15 protein-coding genes are annotated in these 19,202 nt (G+C 68.9%); 2 read left to right on the top strand and 13 right to left on the bottom strand.

Annotated elements, in window-relative coordinates:
* Positions 1-374: 374 nt before the first annotated feature.
* Genes xdhC through xdhA form a run of 3 tightly spaced genes read right to left on the bottom strand, consistent with a single transcriptional unit; the run spans position 375 to position 5,225 of the window.
* Positions 375-1,211: a xanthine dehydrogenase accessory protein XdhC gene (gene xdhC / locus RN02_RS19420; RefSeq protein WP_043316033.1), complete on the bottom strand. Its 837-nt coding sequence runs from the start codon at positions 1,209-1,211 to the stop codon at positions 375-377.
* Positions 1,208-3,808, bottom strand: a complete 2,601-nt coding sequence (gene xdhB, locus RN02_RS19415) for a xanthine dehydrogenase molybdopterin binding subunit (RefSeq protein WP_043316032.1) — start codon at positions 3,806-3,808, stop codon at positions 1,208-1,210. The genes xdhC and xdhB overlap by 4 nt, the downstream gene beginning before the upstream one ends.
* A complete protein-coding gene (gene xdhA / locus RN02_RS19410; RefSeq protein WP_043316030.1) occupies positions 3,801-5,225 on the bottom strand; it encodes a xanthine dehydrogenase small subunit in 1,425 nt (474 codons plus the stop codon). Before xdhA ends, xdhB begins: the two co-directional genes overlap by 8 nt.
* Before the next feature lie 725 nt (positions 5,226-5,950).
* Between xdhA and ahpC the strand changes: the two genes are divergently transcribed.
* Positions 5,951-6,514, top strand: a complete 564-nt coding sequence (gene ahpC, locus RN02_RS19405; RefSeq protein ID WP_009614349.1) for an alkyl hydroperoxide reductase subunit C — start codon at positions 5,951-5,953, stop codon at positions 6,512-6,514.
* Positions 6,515-6,649: 135 nt separating this feature from the next.
* Entirely contained in the window at positions 6,650-8,215 is a 1,566-nt protein-coding gene (gene ahpF / locus RN02_RS19400) for an alkyl hydroperoxide reductase subunit F (protein WP_009614347.1), read from the top strand.
* Positions 8,216-8,425: 210 nt separating this feature from the next.
* On the opposite strand, the gene cls is transcribed toward ahpF, so the two are convergent.
* The 10 genes from cls to RN02_RS19350 form a co-directional block, all read right to left on the bottom strand.
* Positions 8,426-9,850 (bottom strand): cardiolipin synthase, encoded by a 1,425-nt coding sequence (gene cls, locus RN02_RS19395; protein WP_009614345.1) that lies wholly within the window; start codon positions 9,848-9,850, stop codon positions 8,426-8,428.
* 561 nt (positions 9,851-10,411) lie between these two features.
* Positions 10,412-10,660 carry a hypothetical protein gene (locus RN02_RS19390; protein ID WP_009614343.1) on the bottom strand — a complete coding sequence of 83 codons (249 nt, stop codon included), beginning with the start codon at positions 10,658-10,660 and terminating at the stop codon, positions 10,412-10,414.
* 135 nt (positions 10,661-10,795) lie between these two features.
* Positions 10,796-11,623, bottom strand: coding sequence for an iron uptake system protein EfeO (efeO, locus tag RN02_RS19385; RefSeq protein WP_043316028.1), 828 nt, complete (start codon positions 11,621-11,623; stop codon positions 10,796-10,798).
* Positions 11,624-11,652: 29 nt separating this feature from the next.
* Positions 11,653-12,930 carry an iron uptake transporter deferrochelatase/peroxidase subunit gene (gene efeB, locus RN02_RS19380; protein WP_043316025.1) on the bottom strand — a complete coding sequence of 426 codons (1,278 nt, stop codon included), beginning with the start codon at positions 12,928-12,930 and terminating at the stop codon, positions 11,653-11,655.
* A 15-nt stretch (positions 12,931-12,945) separates the two neighbouring features.
* Positions 12,946-14,133: an iron uptake system protein EfeO gene (efeO, locus tag RN02_RS19375; RefSeq protein ID WP_052267768.1), complete on the bottom strand. Its 1,188-nt coding sequence runs from the start codon at positions 14,131-14,133 to the stop codon at positions 12,946-12,948.
* The gene (gene efeU, locus RN02_RS19370) at positions 14,130-14,960 is read right to left on the bottom strand and encodes an iron uptake transporter permease EfeU (RefSeq protein WP_043316023.1); all 831 of its coding nucleotides are present in this window, start codon (positions 14,958-14,960) and stop codon (positions 14,130-14,132) included. Before efeU ends, efeO (RN02_RS19375) begins: the two co-directional genes overlap by 4 nt.
* A gap of 767 nt (positions 14,961-15,727) precedes the next feature.
* The gene (locus RN02_RS19365; protein ID WP_043316021.1) at positions 15,728-16,657 is read right to left on the bottom strand and encodes an alpha/beta hydrolase; all 930 of its coding nucleotides are present in this window, start codon (positions 16,655-16,657) and stop codon (positions 15,728-15,730) included.
* A gap of 2 nt (positions 16,658-16,659) precedes the next feature.
* A complete protein-coding gene (locus tag RN02_RS19360) occupies positions 16,660-17,130 on the bottom strand; it encodes a thioesterase family protein (RefSeq protein ID WP_043270204.1) in 471 nt (156 codons plus the stop codon).
* Positions 17,131-17,216: 86 nt separating this feature from the next.
* Entirely contained in the window at positions 17,217-18,182 is a 966-nt protein-coding gene (locus RN02_RS19355) for an L-carnitine dehydrogenase (RefSeq protein ID WP_043316019.1), read from the bottom strand.
* Positions 18,183-18,291: 109 nt separating this feature from the next.
* A complete protein-coding gene (locus RN02_RS19350) occupies positions 18,292-19,179 on the bottom strand; it encodes a 3-keto-5-aminohexanoate cleavage protein (RefSeq protein ID WP_043316017.1) in 888 nt (295 codons plus the stop codon).
* Between the last annotated feature and the right edge of the window lie 23 nt (positions 19,180-19,202).

The raw sequence follows: 19,202 nt of genomic DNA, 5'->3' as shown, positions 1-19,202 counted from the left end.
AATATCCTGGTGGAAAACTGTGCCATGGGCGGTACTTATGCAGGGCTGGGGAAGGAGCGGGGAGAAGCCGGTGGAATCGGGGTTTTCCACGGATGGGCGAATGGATTGCTCACAGAGGCCGTGGACAGTGTTGTGGATATCCTCTGGGGAAAACTGCCCATGCCAGAACCGCCGCCGGCTGGCGAAAACTGTACGTTATTTGAGCAAAAAGCCCCGGAATTGCTGGGCTGCAGAAAGGTATCCACAAATCGGCGAGGCAAAAAAGCGACCATGGAGGCTCCCTGTGGAAGCCTGCTGCCTGTGGACAGCGAAAACCGCTTTTCAACAGTGGATAACAGGAACGTAGGGCGAATAACCATTCGCGGTTATTCGCCCTACGTATGGTTTGCCTCGCTGCACAGGGCTTTCCATTCGACGCCGCTGCGCGTGGTGCGCGGCGGGGCGTCCCGGTGGTAGCGGGCGATGACCTGGGCGGCCACGGCGATGGCCACTTCCAGCGGGCGCTTGCCGGGCACCTCGGGCAGGCCGATGGGGCAGTGCAGGGATTCGATGGCGGCTGTGGAAAAGCCGCGCTGCTCCAGGCGCATGTGAAAGCGCTGGGCCTTGGTGCGCGAGCCGATCATGCCGAGGAAGCCGGCGTCGCCGCGCTTGAGCACGGCCTCGGCGAGAGCGTAGTCCAGCGGGTGGTTGTGGGTCATGATCAGGTAGTAGCTGCCCGGCGCGGCCTTATCCACAGCTTCCAGCGGTTCGTCCAGCAGGCTGCAGCGCACCCCTGTGGGTAACTCGGCGGGGAATTCCGCAGCGCGGCTGTCCACCCATTCCAGGCGCAGCGGCAGCCCGGCCAGCAGCGGCGCCAGGGCGCGGCCGACGTGCCCGGCGCCGAACAGCAGCACCTGCGGCCCGCGCACCGCGAAGCACTCGAACAGCAGGCTGGCGCGGCCGCCGCAGCACTGGCCCAGGCGCGCGCCGAGGGGGAAGTGCTCCAGGCTCTGCGCGTCCTTGCCGGCCAGCAGCAGCTGGCGAGCGTGCTCGGTGGCGGCCAGTTCCAGGTGGCCGCCGCCGATGGTGTCGTAGCAGGCGTCGGCGGTGACCAGCATCTTGCAGCCGGCCTCGCGCGGGGTGGAGCCCTGCACGCCGATGACGGTGACCAGCACGTAGGGCTCGGCGCCGTCGCGCAGGCGGGCGATGGCGTCCATCCAGGTGGGGGTCATGGGGTGGGCTCCTGGGGTGGGTTGCTGGTGTTGGTTGGGTACTTCTGTGCTGGCGGTGAGGTGGGTTCCCTCTCCCCAGCCCTGGCTGCGCGCCCCGCTCCGAAGGGAGAGGGGGCTTGTTCGGTGTGGCGGGAAAGTAATGGCGCTGGAGATTTATCCATAGTGTCCGGCTGACTCCGTTGTTTCGCTTCACGCCAAACGGTCCCCTCTCCCTCTGGGAGAGGGCTAGGGTGAGGGCATGCCGCGTCTTCCAGCGAACCATCCACAGCCCACCCCTTCAACGCCTCGCACGCCCACAACACCCGCTCCGGAGTCGCCGGCGTATCCAGCGCCGGGCTCACCCGGTAGTCCGCCAGGCTGGCGATGGCGTCGCGCAGGGCCGACCACACCGAGATGGCCAGCATGAACGGCGGCTCGCCCACGGCCTTGGACAGGTACACGCTGTCTTCCTCGTTGGGCCGGTCGAACAGGGCCACGCGGAAGTCTTCCGGCACGTCGCTCACCGCCGGGATCTTGTAGGTCGCCGGCCCCGTGGTGAGCAGGCGGCCCTTGGCGTCCCACTTCAGTTCCTCGCTGGTCAGCCAGCCCATGCCCTGGACGAAGCCGCCCTCGATCTGGCCGATGTCGATGGCCGGGTTAACGCTGCGGCCCACGTCGTGGAGGATGTCCACCCGCAGCAGGCGGTATTCGCCGGTCAGGCTGTCCACTTCCACCTCGGACACCGCCGCGCCATAGGCGAAGTAGAAGAACGGCCGGCCCTGGCCGGTCTCGCGGTCGTAGTGGATCTTCGGCGTGCGGTAGAAGCCGGTGGCGGACAGCTGCACCCGCGCGAAGTAGGCGGCCTGCACCACCTCGGCGAAGTCCAGCGCCTTGTCCCGGACTTGCACCTGGCCGTGGGCGAAGCACACTTCCTGGGGCGTCACGCCCTCGCGCGCGGCGAGGAATTCCGCCAGCCGCGCCTTCAGCGTGCGGGCCGCGTCGCGGGCGGCCATGCCGTTCAGGTCGGTGCCGCTGGAGGCCGCGGTGGGCGAGGTGTTGGGCACCTTGTCGGTGCGCGTGGCGGTGATGCTCACGCGCTCCAGCGGCACCTGGAATTCCTCGGCGACGATCTGCGCCACCTTGACGTTCAGGCCCTGGCCCATCTCGGTGCCGCCATGGTTCAGCTGGATGCTGCCGTCGGTGTACAGGTGGATGAGCGCGCCGGCCTGGTTCAGGTGCTGGGCGGTGAAGCTGATGCCGAATTTCACCGGGGTCAGCGCCAGGCCGCGCTTGAGCACCGGGCTGGCTGCATTGGAGGCTGTGATGGCGGCGCGGCGGGCGCGGTAGTCGCTGCTCGCTTCCAGGCGTTCGATCAGCTCGCCCAGCAGGTTGTGTTCCACGCGCTGGTGGTAGGGCGTGAGGTCGCGGCCGCTGCCGCCGTAGAGATTGAGCTTGCGCACGTCCAGCGGGTCCTGGCCGACGGCGCGGGCGATGTCGTCCATGGCGCGTTCGATCAGCATCATCCCCTGGGGCCCGCCGAAGCCGCGGAAGGCGGTGTGCGAAACGATGTTGGTGAAGCTGCGGTAGCCGGCCACGGCCACGTCGGGGATGAAGTAGGCGTTGTCGGCGTGGAACATGGCGCGGTCGACGATGGCGTCGGAGAGGTCCGGCGAGTGGCCGCAGTCGCCCACCACTTCCAGCTGCGCGGCGAGCAGCCGGCCCTCGGCGTCGAAGCCCACGCGGTAGCGGTTGTGGAAGGGGTGGCGCTTGCCGGTGGCGCGCATGTCGTCGGCGCGCGGCAGGCGCAGCTTCACTGCGCGCGCGGTCTTGCGCGCCAGCAGCGCGGCCAGGCAGGCCCAGGGCGCCGCCTGGGTTTCCTTGCCGCCGAAGCCGCCGCCCATGCGTCGCACTTCCACGGTGACCTTGGCCAGGGGAATGGCCAGCACCTCGGCCACCAGCTTCTGCACTTCGCTGGGGTGCTGGCTGGAGGTGAACACGAACATGCCGCCGTCGTCCGTGGGCTGAGCCATGGACACCTGGCCTTCGAGGTAGAAGTGCTCCTGGCCGCCGACGAACTGGCTGGCCTGCAGCACGTAGGGCGAGGCGGCCAGGCCGTGCTCGGCGTCGCCGCGGCGCATGAAGTGCGGCGGGCGCACGAAGCGTTCCTCGGCCTTGGCCCGCAGCGGGTCCAGCAGCGGCTGTTCCTCGGCGTATTCCACCTTGGCCAGGCGCACGGCGCGGCGGGCCTGCAGCTGGGTTTGCGCGGCCACGGCGAACAGCGCCTGGCCGTGGTACTTCACCCGCTCGCCGGCCAGCAGCGGGTCGCCGGGGAACACCGGGCCGATGTCGGTGTGGCCGGGCACGTCGTCCAGGGTCAGCACGGCGACCACGCCGGGGGCCTTGCGCACAGCCTCCAGGTCCAGCTTGTGGATAACCCCGCAGGCGATGTCCGTGAGGCCGACGGCGGCGTGCAGCAGCTCGCGCGGTTCCTTGATGTCGTCGACGTAGCGCGCCGCGCCGCTGACGTGCAGCTCGGCGCTGTCGTGGGGCCGGGCCTGGCCGGCGCTGCGGGTTTCGCTGGCGCCGCCGTTGGCGGCCAGGGGAGGCAGGCTACGCATGGCGCACCTCCGCAGGGGTTGCCGTGTATTCCACTAATGCGCGTTGCAGCAGGTTCTGCGCCACCTTCAGGCGATAGGCGGCGCTGGCGCGCAGGTCGTCGATGGGCTGGAAGTCCTCGGCCAGGGCGGCCTGGGCCGCGGCCACGGCGGCGGCGTCGAACGCCCGGCCGCTCAGCGCGGCCTCGCTGCGGCGGCCGCGCAGTGGAGTGGCGGCCATGCCGCCGCAGGCCAGGCGCGCCTCGCGCACCAGGCCCTGGTCGTCGAAGTCCAGGCGCAGGGCCAGGCACACGGCGGAAATGTCGTCGTCGCGGCGCTTGGAGACTTTGTCCACACGGAACAGCTGGCCTTCCCTCAACCTGGGGATAACTATCGCCTCGATGTATTCCCCCGGCTGCAGCACGCTCTGCCGGTAGCCGGTGAAGAAGCCATCGATGGGCACCTCGCGCACCTGCCTGGCGCGGCGCAGACGCAGCCGCGCATCCAGGGCCAGCAGCACCGGCGGCATGTCGCCGATGGGCGAGGCGTTGGCGATGTTGCCGCCGAGGGTGCCGCGCTGGCGGATCTGCAGCGAGCCCAGGCGTTCCAGCAGCTCGGGCACGCCGGGGAAGGCGCGCAGCGCGTCCGTGCAGTCGGCATAGGGCCGCGCGGCGCCGATCAGCAAGTGATCGGGGTATTCCTCCAAGCGGCGCAGCTCGGCCACGCGCTCCAGGTGGATCAACTGCGGGAAGCGCTTCAGCGCCTGGGTCGCTTCCAGGGCCAGGTCGGTGGCGCCGGCCACCAGGCGCGCCTGTGGATAGTTCATCAACAGGGTGTCCAGCTCTTCCAGTGTGGTGGGCAGCCAGGCGTGCTGTTCGCCGTCGTCCAGGCTGGCGCCGGCGGGCAGGGCGCGCAGGCGTTCGGCGGTGGCGCGGGCCGAGGCGTCGAAGCGATCGGCGCCGGCTTCGCCGGCGATGCGCCTGGCGGCTTCGAGGATCGGCCGGTAGCCGGTGCAGCGGCACAGGTTGCCGGAAAGGGCCGTCAGCGCGCTCTCGCGGTCGTGGGCGCAGGCCGCGTGGCGCCAGGCGAACAGCGACATGACGATGCCCGGGGTGCAGAAGCCGCATTGCGCGCCGTGGCAGTCGACCATGGCCTGCTGCACCGGGTGCAGGCGTTCGCCTTCGGCGAGGCTTTCCACCGTCAGCAGCTGGCGCCCGTGCAGCGAGCCCAGCGGGGTGATGCAGGCGTTCACCGCGCGGTAGCGCAGGCCCTCGCCGTCGGGTTCGGCGAGCACCAGGGTGCAGGCGCCGCAGTCGCCGGAGGCGCAGCCTTCCTTGGTGCCGGTGCGCCCCAGTTGGGTGCGCAGGTAGTCGAGCAGGCTCGTTTCCGGCGCCAGGCCGTCCACCTGGCGCAGCTCGTCGTCGAGCAGGAACTGGATCATGCGTAACCTCGCTGGAGCGCGTTCGCGCCGCCCGCCGGGGAGCGGGCCTGACGCGGCGGCAAAGCTGTCCATGTGGTCAGGTAATGCACGAACTCTGCCAGCCGAAAGGGCCGGCTCCATAAGCAAAGCATAGGCTTGCGGCGCTTTTTGACCAGTTGGCCAGGAAATTGCTTTGGCCCCCGCCACTGGTGAAGCCCGCCCATGCCCACAGCCCCTGGCGGCCGTGCTTACAGGCCTCAGGCGGAGCGCTGCGGTATGAACGCTTTTCGTAGGATGGGTTGAGCTTGCGAAACCCATGCGGTTGCGGCGATGGGTATCGCTTCGCTCAACGCCATCCTGCGACGGTGCTGCTTCAGGGATAGGCCATGGCCGGCGCCGGCACGTCCGCTGCGGCTGATGGCTTGCGGGCTGCCGTTGGTCGGGAAGATGCTCTTCGCCCAGGATGCGCTGGTCTACCTCGTTCGCGCGGTTAGCCCCGGTGTCCCTGGGGCAGCCGTGGAAGGCCGGGCACCGAGCTGTCACGAGGCGGTCGTGTCGGTTGTGCAGGATGGAGGATGGCATCGCTCATCGATAGCGGTGCTCTTCCTTTTATAAGTCCGCTGATAGAGAAAGCCAATTTGTTTGATGGCCTAAATCAATGGGCCATCCGGGCTAATAGTGGATAATCTTGCCCACGTCGAATTTCATAACCAATTCGATCAACCCATCTCTACGAGGAATGCCGAATGAACCTGATCAACACCCAAGTCCAACCGTTCAAGGTCAACGCCTTCCACAACGGCAAGTTCATCGAAGTCACCGAGCAGTCCCTGAAGGGCAAGTGGTCGGTCCTGATCTTCATGCCGGCAGCCTTCACCTTCAACTGCCCGACCGAGATCGAAGACGCCGCCAACAACTACGCCGCCTTCCGCGACGCTGGCGCCGAAGTCTACATCGTCACCACCGACACCCACTTCTCCCACAAGGTCTGGCACGAAACCTCCCCGGCCGTGGGCAAGGCCCAGTTCCCGCTGATCGGCGACCCGACCCACCAGCTGACCAACGCCTTCGGCGTGCACATCCCGGAAGAAGGCCTGGCCCTGCGCGGCACCTTCGTGATCAACCCGGAAGGCGTCATCAAGACCGTCGAGATCCACAGCAACGAGATCGCCCGTGACGTGTCCGAGACCCTGCGCAAGCTGAAAGCCGCCCAGTACACCGCCGCTCACCCGGGCGAAGTCTGCCCGGCCAAGTGGAAAGAAGGCGAGAAGACCCTGGCTCCCTCCCTGGACCTGGTCGGCAAGATCTAAGTAACACCCTCCCCCGGCGGACGGCCCCCACAAGGGCCGCCCGTCCTGCCCAAAGCCTACCCGCAAGCGTGCAGGGCGGACGTACAGCGTCCGCCGCGGGAACCCTTTTGCCCGAATTTCGTAGGAGCTGAATTCATGTTGGACGCCAATCTTAAGACCCAGTTGAAGGCCTACCTGGAAAAGGTCACCCAGCCGTTCGAGATAGTCGCGTCCCTCGATGACAGCGACAAATCCCGCGAGCTGAGCGAACTGCTGCACGACATCGTCGGCCTGACCGACAAGATCACCCTGCGCGAAGACGGCAGCGACGAACGCAAGCCGTCCTTCTCGCTGAACCGCCCGGGGGCGGACATCGGCCTGCGTTTCGCCGGTATCCCCATGGGCCACGAATTCACCTCCCTGGTGCTGGCCCTGCTGCAGGTCGGCGGCCACCCGTCCAAGCTCGAGCCCGAAGTCATCGAGCAGGTCAAGGGCATCCAGGGCCGGTTCGAGTTCGAAACCTACTTCTCGCTGTCCTGCCAGAACTGCCCGGACGTGGTCCAGGCGCTGAACCTGATGGCGGTGCTCAACCCCAACATCCGCCACGTCGCCATCGACGGCGCGCTGTTCCAGGACGAGGTGGAAAAGCGCCAGATCATGTCGGTGCCGAGCATCTACCTGAACGGCGAAGTCTTCGGCGCGGGCCGCATGGGCGTGGAGGAAATCCTCGCCAAGATCGACACCGGCGCCGCCGCTCGCGAAGCCGAGAAGCTGGCCGCCAAGGAAGCCTTCGACGTGCTGGTGGTGGGCGGTGGCCCGGCTGGCGCCTCGGCGGCCATCTACGCCGCGCGTAAAGGCATCCGCACGGGTGTCGCCGCCGAGCGCTTCGGCGGCCAGGTGCTGGACACCATGGCCATCGAGAACTTCATTTCGGTGAAGGAGACCGAAGGCCCGAAACTGGCCCGCGCGCTGGAAGAGCACGTGAAGCAGTACGAGGTCGACATCATGAACCTGCAGCGCGCCAGCGCGCTGGTCCCGGCGAAGAACGCCGGCGAGCTGCACGAAGTGAAGTTCGAGGGCGGCGGCAGCCTCAAGGCCAAGACCGTGATCCTCGCCACCGGCGCCCGCTGGCGCGAGATGGGCGTGCCCGGCGAGCAGGAATACAAGGCCAAGGGCGTGTGCTTCTGCCCGCACTGCGACGGCCCGCTGTTCAAGGGCAAGCGCGTGGCGGTGATCGGCGGCGGCAACTCCGGCGTCGAGGCGGCCATCGACCTGGCCGGCATCGTCGCCCACGTGACCCTGCTGGAATTCGACAGCAAGCTGCGCGCCGACGCCGTGCTGCAACGCAAGCTGTACAGCCTGCCGAACGTGGACGTGATCACCAGCGCCCTGACCAGCGAAGTGAAGGGCGACGGCCAGAAGGTCACCGGCCTGGTCTACAAGGACCGCAACTCGGAAGAGTTCAAGTCGGTGGAGCTGGAGGGCATCTTCGTGCAGATCGGCCTGCTGCCGAACACCGAGTGGCTCAAGGGCAGCGTCGAGCTGACCCCGCGCGGCGAGATCATCGTCGATGCGCGCGGCGAGACTTCGCTGCCGGGCATCTTCGCCGCCGGTGACGTGACTACGGTGCCGTACAAGCAGATCGTGATTGCGGTGGGCGAGGGGGCGAAGGCTTCGTTGTCGGCCTTCGATCACCTGATCCGTAGTTCTGCGCCGGCCTGATGACCTTGCGCTAGTCAAAACGCCCGGTTCACTTGAGTGAGCTGGGCGTTTTTCTTTGTTCGCTGCACGTTGCGGTGGGGCTTGGTGTAGGGCGTATAACGCTCCGCGTTATACGCCGTTTGACCTTGGTTTCAGGCGCGCTCCGGGTTCGAACCAGAGGCCGGGAACAAGGACGGTGTGGCAGCGTACAACCGCGAACGGTTGTACGCCCTACAGAATCGGCGAAACCAACCGCGCCACCCGCATCCCCAGCTGCTGCAACTGCCCGCTGCGCTCCGTGCCCAGCTCCACCGCCTGCTCGAAATCCGCCAGCAGCATGCTCTCCACGTCGCGGGCGAAGGCTTCGTCCACCGTTACCAGCATGATCTCGAAGTTCAGCCGGAACGAGCGGTTGTCCAGGTTGGCGCTGCCCACCGCGGCGCAGTCGTGGTCCACCAGCACCACCTTCTGGTGCAGGAAGCCCGGCTGGTAGCGGTACACCTTCACCCCGGCGCGCACCGCGTCCTGGGCGTAGAGGCTGGAGGCGGCGTAGACGGTGCGGTGGTCCGGGCGCGAGGGCAGCAGGATGCGCACGTCCACGCCGCGCAGCGCGGCCAGGCGCAGGGCCGAGCTGACCGCCTCGTCGGGGATGAAGTACGGGGTGGTTATCCACACCCTTTCGCTGGCCGCGTTGATCATCTCGACGAAGAACAGCGAGCAGGTTTCCTGCTTGTCCGCCGGGCCGCTGGCCAGCACCTGGCAGATCACCCCCTGCTCGTCGTAGCTGTCCGGCAGCAGCAGGGTGGGCAGGGCGTGGGTGGCCCAGAACCAGTCCTCGGCGAAGCACTCCTGCAGGCAGGCCACGGCCGGGCCGCGCAGTTCCACGTGGGTGTCGCGCCAGGGCGACAGCGGCGGCTTCTCGCCCAGGTATTCGACGCCGACGTTGTGCCCGCCGACGAAGCCGCGCAGGCCGTCGACCACCACCACCTTGCGGTGGTTGCGGAAGTTCAGCTGGAAGCGGTTGATCGCCCCGTGCCCGGTGCTGAAGGCCTGCACCTGCACGCCGCCGGCGCGCAGGCGCTCGACGTAGCGCCCGGGCAGGCCGTGGCTGCCGATGGCGTCGTAGAGCAGGAAGACTTCCACACCGTTGGCCGCGCGCTCCAGCAGCAGCTGCGCCAGGCGCTGGCCGAGGGCGTCGTCGCGGACGATGAAGAACTGCACCAGCACCACCTGCCTGGCCTGGGCGATGGCCTCGAAGATGGCGTCGAAGGTGGCTTTGCCGTTGACCAGCAGGCGCACGTGATTGTTCGCCAGGGTCGGCATGCGCGCCAGCGCGGTCAGGGCCTTGAGCGCCTTGTAGTTCTCCGACTGGCTTGCCGTCAGGGCCTCTTCCACCCAGGGCCGCCAGTCCAGCTCGGCGGCGGCCAGGTGCATCTCCTCGTTGGCCTGGCGCCGCGCGCCTATGTAGGCGTCGAAGCGGCTGCGGCCGAACACCAGGTAGGGCAGCAGGGTGAGCAGCGGCATGAACACCAGGGAAATGGCCCAGGCGATGGCGCCCTGCGCGGTGCGCACGGTGAGCACCGCGTGGACGGCGGCGACCACGCCGAGGATCTGGATGGCCACCAGGAAATGGGCGATGTAGGCGGAGTAATGCATGCGCGCGAACGAGTCCTTCTGCCGTGCGTGTTAGCGCAGCTTAGCCTCGCTCGGGGGGCCGCGGCCATCCCGGCAGTTCGCCACGCCAGGTTTCGCAGGCCTTGCCCAGGCGCAGCGCGCTCATGGGGGACTCCGGTAGGGAACCATGGCACGACCCTGGCCTATTGCGGGGGAAAGCGGCGTAGGGCGAATAACGCTCCGCGTTATCCGCCGTTTGGCCTTGGTTGCCGAACGGGGGATTCAACTGGGTGACTTTGGGAGAGGCCGGTGGTTTTGGGGGGCTGGCCCGCCCGTGGTTCCCTCTCCCCAGCCCTCTCCCTGAAGGGAGAGGGGGCTAGTCCGTGCCGAGATGAGCATGGCTTTAGCCGGAAACCGCAGAGTTGCCGGCTAACTCGGGAATATCCACACGCTCCGAACGGTCCCCTCTCCCTTCAGGGAGAGGGTTAGGGAGAGGGCGCTCTTCAGGACAAGCCCCAAAGCCCCGGCAGAACACTGTTCGCGAGCAAGCTCGCTCCTACGAAAAGCAAAGAGCAAAGAGCGAAGAGCGCGAACGAGCGCTACTCAGGGCCGCGGCACCAACGCCGGCAGCAGCTGCCGCGAAATCGCCTCGCGCACCGCCGGCAGCAGCGTCGCGTTGCCGCCCAGCATCTCCTCCACCAGCCGGCGCAGGGCCATGGAGCGTTCGGGGGTGAGGGCGCGCACCGCGTATTCGCAGGCCTGTTCCGCGGTGACGTCCGGCGGAACGGCGAAGCCCAGCGCTTGCAGGCGTTCGCGGAAATCGTCCTGGTCGATCAGGTCGGCGTGCATCATCGCGGAGTCCTCCGTGAGGTTGGGCTTCCCCGGATTCTCGGAACAGCGCCGGCCGGGCGCAAGCACCCGGCCGGCGGAGTGTCCTTCACAGGCAAGAGCAGGTCGTTTTCCGACCGGGACGGCCCGCGACCGGCTTTAGTTCAGGCCCAGCTTGCCGCGCATGGTCGAAAGGTCTTCCGCCAGGGTGTTGACCGGCCCGGCCAGAGCCTTGCGGTCCTTGGCGCTGAGCTTGTCGTAGGTCTGGTAGCCGCCGTCCCTGGTCTTGTACTTGGCGAGGATGCCGTCGACCGTGGCGAAGTTCTTCTCCACCTTGGCGACGAAGGCCGGGTCCTGCTTGGCCAGTTGCGGGCGGAACAGCTCGACGATCTTCTTGGCGCCGTCGACGTTGCCCTGGAAGTCGTACAGGTCGGTGTGGCTGTAGCGGTCTTCCTCGCCGCTGACCTTGGTCGCGGCCACTTCCTCCATCAGCGCGGCGGCGCCGCCGACCACCTTCTCCGGCGGGAAGGGCAGGCCTTCCACGCGCTTGCGCAGCTCGTGCACGTCGGCCATCAGCTTGTCGGCCAGCGGGCCCAGGCCTTCGGTGCTGTTCTTGCTGAACAGGCCGTACTCGATGCGGTGGAAGCCGGTGAAGTCCGGGGCGTCGACCTTCTTCTCGTGGTCGTCCTCGCGGGAGTCGATGGCGCTGTCCAGGTCGCTGAACAGCTCGGCCACCGGCTCGATCGACTCATAGAACACGCGGGTCGGCGCGTAGAGCTTCTTCGCCGTGGCCAGGTCGCCCTGCTTCACCGCGTCGGTGAACTGCTGGGTGCGCTTGACCAGCTCGTCGAGGTTGTCGGTGACATAGAGCTTGTAGTCGGCGATGGGGCCGACCAGGTCCAGCGGCGAGCCGGTGGCGGCGAAGGTGGCCAACGGCGCGGCGAGCAGGCCGAGGCTGAACAGCAGGGCGAGGGAGGTGCGTTTCATGTCCGATGGCTCCAGTGCGTTGTCGTCGTTCAGGCCAGCAGGCTGCGGCCGAGGAAGTCGTCCGGCCCGGTGACCCCCGGCAGGACGAAGAAGTAGCCGCCGCCTTGCGGCTTCAGGTATTCCTCCAGCGGCTCGCCGTTCAGGCGCGTCTGCACGGCGATGAAGCCGCGCGCCAGGTCCGCCTGGTAGCAGATGAACAGCAGGCCCATGTCCAGTTGGCCGTTGCTGGCCGCGCCGTTGGAGTAGTTGAACGGCCGGCGCAGGATGAGGTTGGCCTGGCTCTGCGCGGTGCGCGGGTTGGCCAGGCGGATGTGGGCGTCCAGCGGCGTGCGCTTGCCCTCGGGGTCGCGGGCGTAGTCCGGCACGTCGGTTTCCACCCGGCCGTCGTGGGGCGCGCCGCTGGCCTTGATCCGGCCGATGATGCTTTCCTGCTCCTGCAGCGGCGTGCGGTCCCAGCGTTCGACGAAGTTGCGGATGATGCGCACCGCCTGGTAGCTGCCGCCCGCCGCCCAGGCCGGCTCGCCGCTGCCGGGCTGCACCCAGACGATGCGGTGCATGGCCGCCTCGTCGCTGGAGTCGGGGTTGGCCGAGCCGTCGCGGAAGCCCAGGAAGTTGCGCGCGCTTTCGGTGGGCTGGCCGGGGCGGCTGGGCTGCACCGGCACGCTGCCTTCCTGCTTCCAGCGCACCAGCAGCAGGTCCGGGGTGTTCTTCACGATGTCGCGCAGGGCGTGGATGTTGGTGTCCGGGGTGTTGGCGCAGAACTGCAGGCACAGGTCGCCGTGGCAGCGCGCCGGGTCCAGGGCGTCGTTGGGGAAGCCGGCCATGGGTTGCAGGTGGCGTGGCTTGCGCGCCGCCAGGCCGAAGCGCTCGTCGAACAGCGAATCGCCCACCGAGACGGTGACGGTCAGGTTGTCCGGGATCACCACCGGGCCGAGGATGCCCGAGTCCAGCGGCGGCAGCTTGGGGTCGACCTGCTGCACCGCTCCGCCGGCCATGAGGAAGCGGATGCGTTCGTCGAGCACCCGGAACAGCCGCTCCAGGCCGGCGCGGTCGCTGGCCAGCACGTCGAAGGCGACGATCATCCCGGCCGCCGGGCGCGGCGTGACTATGCCCGGCTGGTGGCGGCCGAACCAGGCGTTGCGCTCCTGGGTGCGTTCGCTGGCCGGCGCGTGGGTGACGGCCGCGGTGTCGGCGGCCCGCGCCGGGCCCGCCAGGCTGGCGCCGGCCAGGGCCATGCCGGCGGCGCCGAGGCCGAGCAGCACGCGGCGGCGTTGGGCGTTGGCGGGGCTGTCGTCGTTACTGTGCATCGGTACTTCCTCGGATCAGGGTTGGGCCAGGCCCAGGGCCGGCGCCACGGCGTCCAGCGCCTCGGCCAGGCGGGTGGCCGCAGCGGCCAGCTGCTGGCGCTGGGCGGCCGTGACCTGGTCGTAGGGCTTGCCGGCCAGTGGCGCGAGGCCGGTGTCGAGCGCCGCGGCGGCGGCGTCCAGGCGCGCGGGCAGTTCGGGGGCCTTGCGTTGCAGCAGCGGGCGCAGCAGGTCGATGACCTTGCGCGCGCCTTCCAGGTTGGCGGCGAAGCCGGCCAGGTCGCTGTGGCTGTAGCGTTCCTCGTCGCCGTTCACGCGCTGCTCGGCCAGGTTGCGCAGCAGCCGCGCGGCATTGCCGGAGAGCTGTTCGGGCGGCAGCGACTGGGCCATGAGGGCGTCCTTCAGGGTGGCGACGTCGGCCTGCAGTTGCGTGGCGACCGGCGCCAGGCCGGCGGTCGAGTCCTGGGCGAACAGGCCGTACTCGATGCGGTGGAAGCCGCCGAAGGCCGGGTCTTGCTCGCGCTGTTCGAAGGCGTCGGCGCGCGGGGCGATGCGGTTGTCCAGCTCGGCCAGGCGCTGCGCGCTGGCGGCGATGCGCTGGTAGGCGGCGCGGCCTTCCAGGTAGTGCGTGCGGGCGCCGCCGAGGTCGTTGGCTTCCAGGGCCTGGCGCAGGGCGTCCAGGGCGCGTTGCAGCTGGCGCGACTGGACGGCCAGGTAGACGCGGTATTCGGCCAGCGGGGCGACGAAGTCCAGCAGCGGCGAGCGCGCCTGCTGGGCGGCGCTGGCGGCCGCGCTGGGGGTGACGTGCAGGCTGCCGTGGGGGTTGCTGAGCAGGCCGCAGGTGACCTGGTAGTCGCCGGGGGCGAGGTAGGCCGAGAGCGACTGGTTCATGCCCGGGGCGATGTTCTCGCGTTCCTCCACCACCATCACGCCGTCGAGGATTTCCCACTCCACCGCGCGGTCGGAGCGGTTGAGGATGCGGAAGCGCGCCTGCCCGGCCGGCACGCTCAGGGCGTTGGGTTGGCAGCCGTGGGGCAGCACCGTGACCTGCACTTCGTCGTTTTCCAGCTTGGCCTGGTGGGCGTGGCGCGCGGCGTAGTAGAAGGCCGCCGCGGCGAGCACGGCCAGCGCCGCCGAGGCCGCCACCGCGGCGTTGAGCAGCAGGCGGCGGGCGCCCACCGGCGGCTGGGGTTCCGGCAGGCTCATTCGGCGGTGCTCCGGGCAGGGGCCGCGGGGCGCGGCGGCAGGAAGAACAGCGTCAGGCTCAGCGCCAGGTAGGCCAGCCAGGCGCCAAGGGTGCTCAGGGTGGGGCTCTGCTGGTAGCCGAACAGCCCGGCCAGCAGCGAGCCCAGGGCGCCGTCCTCGGGCAGGCTGGCGCCGCTGTCCCACAGGGGCGCCTGCAGCAGGTTCCAGACTCCGGCCTCGTGCAGCGAGCGCACCGCGTTGGCGAGGATGCCGGCGGCCACCACCAGGATGAACAGCCCGGTCCAGCGGAAGAAGCGCGCCAGGTTCAGGCGCACGCCGCCGCTGTAGATGCCGTAGCCCAGGGCCACCGCCAGCGCCAGGCCGAGCAGCGCCCCCAACGGCGCGCCCGGGCCGTCGCTCTGCTGGAACACGGCGAGCAGGAAGAACACCGTCTCCAGGCCTTCGCGGGCCACGGCGAGGAACACCATGGCGATCAGCGCATAACCCTGGTGGCGGGAGTGGAAGGCCTGGTCCAGCGCGGCCTGCAGCTCGCCCTTGATGGAGCGCGCCATCTTGCGCATCCAGAACACCATGGAGGTGAGGATGGCCACTGCGGCCAGGCTCACCAGGGCTTCGAACAGTTCCTGCTGCTTCTGCGGGAACTCGGCGCTGGCCAGCTCCAGCCCGGCGCCGACGAACAGCGCCAGGGCGGCGGCGAGGAACACCCCGATCCACACCGCCGGCATCCAGTGCGCGCGCCCGGTGCGGCGCAGGTAGCTGGCGATGATGCCGACGATGAGCGCGGCCTCCATGCCCTCGCGGAGCATGATCAGGAAGGGGACCAGCATGGTTTCACCTGGGGCAGGGCCGCGCGGCACGGGGGTCGGCGGCGGCTGAGAATGCAAACAAGAAGGATTCTCGATGTCGTCGCCTTAAGGATTGCTTAAGGGGCCGTGCCTAGTTTCGTTGCCTGTCCGCGGCGGATACGCGCACGTCGTTTTCGGCAAACCCGAAGTTGGCGAAGCAGCCACACTGGAGCCATGCCGCTGCGGTCGATACCGAAGTAGGTGCTTGTCACACTGGGAGCCTTGACGGCTCGCTTTCGTCCCCTGTCGCGCGTCGGGCGCGGTGGGGGATTTTTTTATCGTTCGCCCTGGTTGGCTTTTCGTAGGATAGGTATCGTTGCGCTCGACACCATCCTACGGCGCTCCTCCTGCACCTTGCAGGGGAGGGGCGGCGTAGGAGCGGATCTCATCCGCGAATCGCGCCGATATGTCCGGCTATCGCGGACAAGGTCCGCTCCTACAGGGGGAATGCCATGCATCCCAGCGAACTGTAAGCGGGCCCTGCCCGCGATTTCGCGCGCAGGGCGCGCTCCTACATGGGGACGGTGTGGGTGGCGCAGCGTAGCGCGGATTTCATCCGCGAATCGCGCCGGGACGTCCGGTTATCGCGGACAAGGTCCGCTACGGTTCCAGGAAGCACGGCTTTTCGTAGGATGGCGTTGAGCGAAGCGATACCCATCAGCGCAACCGCATGGGTTTCGCAAGCTCAACCCATCCTACGAAGAGCACCTCGGCGCAAGACAGTTGCTCCTACGAAAAACCGCCTGCGCTCAATCCAGACGCCGGGCCAGCGCCTCGAACAGTGCCTCGTACAACCTATCCACCTCCGCCAGCTCCCGTGCCCGCAGGCAGCCGTGGACCAACCCCGGGCCGGGAAAATAGTCCACCTCTACCCCATCCCTGCGCAGTCGCTCGGCGTAGCGCCGCCCGTCATCCCGCAACGGATCGAACTCGGCCACACCCACGAATGCTGGCGCCAATCCAGCGAAATCATGGGCCCGCAAAGGCAAGGCGAGAGGCCGATGCCGTTGCAATGGATCAGGCAAATAGGCATCGATGCACGCCCGCATGTCAGCAGCGGACAACAGCGGCGCATCCGCACACTCGACTCGCGAATCCGTCGCCTCGTCACCCAAGGCCGGATAGACCAGCACCTGAACCCGCGGCTGCGCCTCGCCCGCATCGCGCAGGGCCAGGCACAGGGCGGCGGCCAGGTTGCCGCCGGCGCTGTCGCCGGCCACCGCCAGGCGGGTGCGGTCGAGGGGTTCGTCCAGCGCGCCGCCCTGCAGGGCTCGCCAGGCCGTCAGGCTGTCCTGCAGGGCGGCGGGGAAGGGGTGTTCCGGGGCCAGCCGGTAGTCCACCGCCAGCACCAGCAGGCCCAGGCGGGCGGCCAGTTCGGCGCAGAAGAAGGCGTGGGAGTCGAGGTCGCCGAGCATCCAGCCGCCGCCGTGGAGGAACAATACCGCTGCCCAGCCCGTGGTAGGCGGTGTGCCCGCCGGGCGGAACAGGCGCAGCGGCGGCAGGCCGGCCAGGGCCAGGTCGCTCACCCGCAGGCCCGGCGGGCGCAGCGGGGTGAAGGCAGCGGCCATGCGCGAGTAGGCCTTGCGCTGCGCCGCCAGGGACGGATCGGCGCTGGCGAAAGCGCGGGTGCGCGCGACGAAGTCCGCCATGCCGGCGGACAGCGGGTACTCGCGCGCCATGCTCAGCCCGGCAGGCCGATCACCCGGCCGACGTGCGCCGGCCGCGGCAGGGCGCGGTGCGCCTCGGCCAGGGCCAGCACGCGCTCCAGCACCACGCCCTCGAAGGGCGCCGAGCGCGGGCCGTCCAGGCTCACGTGCAGCAGCATCTGTTCGCTGGCCGCCAGCGGTTCGTCCTCGCCGGGGCGGTGCAGCGTGTGGTGCACGTGCAGGCGCTTGCGGTCGTGGGCCAGCAGCTGGGTGCGCACTTCCACCGGCTCGCCCTGCTTCACCTCGTGCAGGTAGTTCAGGTGCACCTCCAGGGTGAACAGCGAGTGGCCGCTGGCCTCGCGGCCGGCGCTGTCCAGGCCCAGGTGGTCCATCAGGGCGTCGGTGGCGTAGCTGAAGATCAGCAGGTAGTAGGCGTCGCGCAGGTGGCCGTTGTAGTCGGTCCACTCGGCCAGTACCGGGGTTTCGTAGGTTTTCAGGGTGGGCATGGGTGCGCTTCCGACAGAGCCCCTCTCCCCAGCCCTCTCCCGCAAGCGGGAGAGGGGGCGGTTCGGAGTGGGCGGATAGTCCGAGGTTAATCCACGAAGGCGAAGCCGTGGCGGGCCTTGGTGTCCTTGATGGCGCCGAGCACTGCCAGCAGGCAGTCGTCGCGGTAGCGTTCCAGCTCGGCGATGCTGCGCTTGCCCTGCTGCTCGGCGGTGCCTTCGACCACCTTGTCGATCAGCGATTCGGTCAGTTCCGGCGCCGGCAGGTAGGTCCAGGGCAGTTGCAGGGCCGGGCCGAACTGGGCCATGAAGTGGCGCATCCCGGCGTTGCCGCCGGCCAGGGTGTAGGTCAGGAAGGTGCCCATGAACGACCAGCGCAGGCCGGCGCCGAAGCGGATGGCGTCGTCGATCTCGCCGGTGCTGGCGACGCCGTCGTTGACCAGGTGCAGGGCCTCGCGCCAGAGCGCTTCGAGCAGGCGGTCGGCGATGAAGCCGGGGACTTCCTTGCGCACGTGCAGCGGGCGCATGCCCAGGCTGCGGTAGACCGCGATGGCCGCCTGGATGGCCGCCGGGTCGGTCTTCTCGCCGCCCACCACTTCCACCAGCGGCAGCAGGTACACCGGGTTGAACGGGTGGCCGACCACGCAGCGCCCGGGGTGCGTGGCGTCGGCGTAGAACTCGCTGGGCAGCAGGCCCGAGGTGCTGGAGCCGATCAGAGCGTCGGGCTTGGCGGCGGCGCTGATCCTGGCGTGCAGCTCGCACTTCAGGTCCAGGCGCTCGGGGGCGCTTTCCTGGATGAAGTCGGCGTCGCGCACGCATTCCTCGACGGTGTCGACGAACTTCAGGCGCTCCTGGGACGCGCCGGGCACCAGCCCGGCCTTCTGCAGCGCCGGCCAGGCGTTGGCCACGCGCTGGCGCAGGGCGGCCTCGGCGCCCGGCGCCGGGTCCCAGGCGACCACGTCGAGGCCATGGGCCAGGGCGCGGGCGATCCAGCCGCTGCCGATGACGCCGCTGCCGAGGGCGGCGAAGGTCTTGATTTCGGTGATGTAGGACATGAAGGGCTCCAGCGGGAAAGGGGGATGGCCTGTAGGAGCGAGCTTGCTCGCGAACCGGGTCCGCTGCGGAGCCGTTCGCGAGCAAGCTCGCTCCTACGAAAAGCGGGTTTCAGGGGCGGGGCTTGAGGTTCATCTTCTTGCGCCCCTCGGCCGGGGTCAGGGCGCGGCCGCCGAGGCGTTCGATGATCTCGATGGCGCGTTCCACCAGGCTGCCGTTGCTGGCGTGCACGCCGCGGTCCAGCCAGATGTTGTCTTCCAGGCCCACCCGCACGTTGCCGCCCAGCAGCATGGCCTGGGCGACCATGGGCATCTGCGAGCGGCCGATGCCGAAGCCGGCCCAGGTGATGCCCGCGGGGATGTTGTCGGCCATGGCCTTCATGGTGGTGGTGTCGGCCGGCGCGCCCCACGGGATGCCCAGGCAGATCTGGATCAGCGGGTCTTCCAGCAGGCCTTCCTTGAGCATCTGCTTGGCGAACCACAGGTGGCCGGTGTCGAAGATTTCCAGCTCGGCCTTCACCCCCAGTTCGGTGATGCGCTTGGCGCCGGCGCGCAGCTGGGCCGGGGTGGAGACGTAGATGAAGTCGCCGTCGCCGAAGTTCAGGGTGCCGCAGTCCAGGGTGCAGATTTCCGGCAGCAGCGCCTCGACGTGGGCCAGGCGCTCCAGCGGGCCGACCAGGTCGGTGCCGGCGCCGAATTCCAGGGGCTGCTCGCCCTTGCCGATCTCCAGGTCGCCGCCCATGCCGGCGGTGAGGTTGATGATGACGTCGGTGTCGCTCTCGCGGATGCGCTCTACCACTTCGCGGTAGAGGTTCACGTCGCGGCTGGGCTTGCCGGTCTGCGGGTCGCGCACGTGGCAGTGGGCCACGGTGGCGCCGGCCTTGGCCGCCTCGATGGCGGCGGCGGCGATTTCCTTGGGGGTGACGGGGATGGCCGGGTGCTTGCCGACGGTGTCGCCGGCGCCGGTCACCGCGCAGGTGACTATGACTTCATGGTTCACGGTGGTGTCCTTTCTTCAGGCGT

Source organism: Pseudomonas sp. PI1, from assembly GCF_000812405.1.
GTDB classification, from domain to species: domain Bacteria; phylum Pseudomonadota; class Gammaproteobacteria; order Pseudomonadales; family Pseudomonadaceae; genus Pseudomonas; species Pseudomonas citronellolis.
The sequence above is the reverse complement of the archived record's forward strand: the minus strand, read 5'-3'. Positions and strand labels throughout refer to the sequence as shown.

What these genes read in the sequence shown, in the direction of transcription:
- xdhC (WP_043316033.1), bottom strand. Translation starts at nt 1,211, where the DNA reads ATGACCCCCACCTGGATGGACGCCATCGCCCGCCTGCGCGACGGCGCC.
- xdhB (WP_043316032.1), bottom strand. Translation starts at nt 3,808, where the DNA reads ATGCGTAGCCTGCCTCCCCTGGCCGCCAACGGCGGCGCCAGCGAAACC.
- xdhA (WP_043316030.1), bottom strand. Translation starts at nt 5,225, where the DNA reads ATGATCCAGTTCCTGCTCGACGACGAGCTGCGCCAGGTGGACGGCCTG.
- ahpC (WP_009614349.1), top strand. Translation starts at nt 5,951, where the DNA reads ATGAACCTGATCAACACCCAAGTCCAACCGTTCAAGGTCAACGCCTTC.
- ahpF (WP_009614347.1), top strand. Translation starts at nt 6,650, where the DNA reads ATGTTGGACGCCAATCTTAAGACCCAGTTGAAGGCCTACCTGGAAAAG.
- cls (WP_009614345.1), bottom strand. Translation starts at nt 9,850, where the DNA reads ATGCATTACTCCGCCTACATCGCCCATTTCCTGGTGGCCATCCAGATC.
- RN02_RS19390 (WP_009614343.1), bottom strand. Translation starts at nt 10,660, where the DNA reads ATGATGCACGCCGACCTGATCGACCAGGACGATTTCCGCGAACGCCTG.
- efeO (WP_043316028.1), bottom strand. Translation starts at nt 11,623, where the DNA reads ATGAAACGCACCTCCCTCGCCCTGCTGTTCAGCCTCGGCCTGCTCGCC.
- efeB (WP_043316025.1), bottom strand. Translation starts at nt 12,930, where the DNA reads ATGCACAGTAACGACGACAGCCCCGCCAACGCCCAACGCCGCCGCGTG.
- efeO (WP_052267768.1), bottom strand. Translation starts at nt 14,133, where the DNA reads ATGAGCCTGCCGGAACCCCAGCCGCCGGTGGGCGCCCGCCGCCTGCTG.
- efeU (WP_043316023.1), bottom strand. Translation starts at nt 14,960, where the DNA reads ATGCTGGTCCCCTTCCTGATCATGCTCCGCGAGGGCATGGAGGCCGCG.
- RN02_RS19365 (WP_043316021.1), bottom strand. Translation starts at nt 16,657, where the DNA reads ATGGCGCGCGAGTACCCGCTGTCCGCCGGCATGGCGGACTTCGTCGCG.
- RN02_RS19360 (WP_043270204.1), bottom strand. Translation starts at nt 17,130, where the DNA reads ATGCCCACCCTGAAAACCTACGAAACCCCGGTACTGGCCGAGTGGACC.
- RN02_RS19355 (WP_043316019.1), bottom strand. Translation starts at nt 18,182, where the DNA reads ATGTCCTACATCACCGAAATCAAGACCTTCGCCGCCCTCGGCAGCGGC.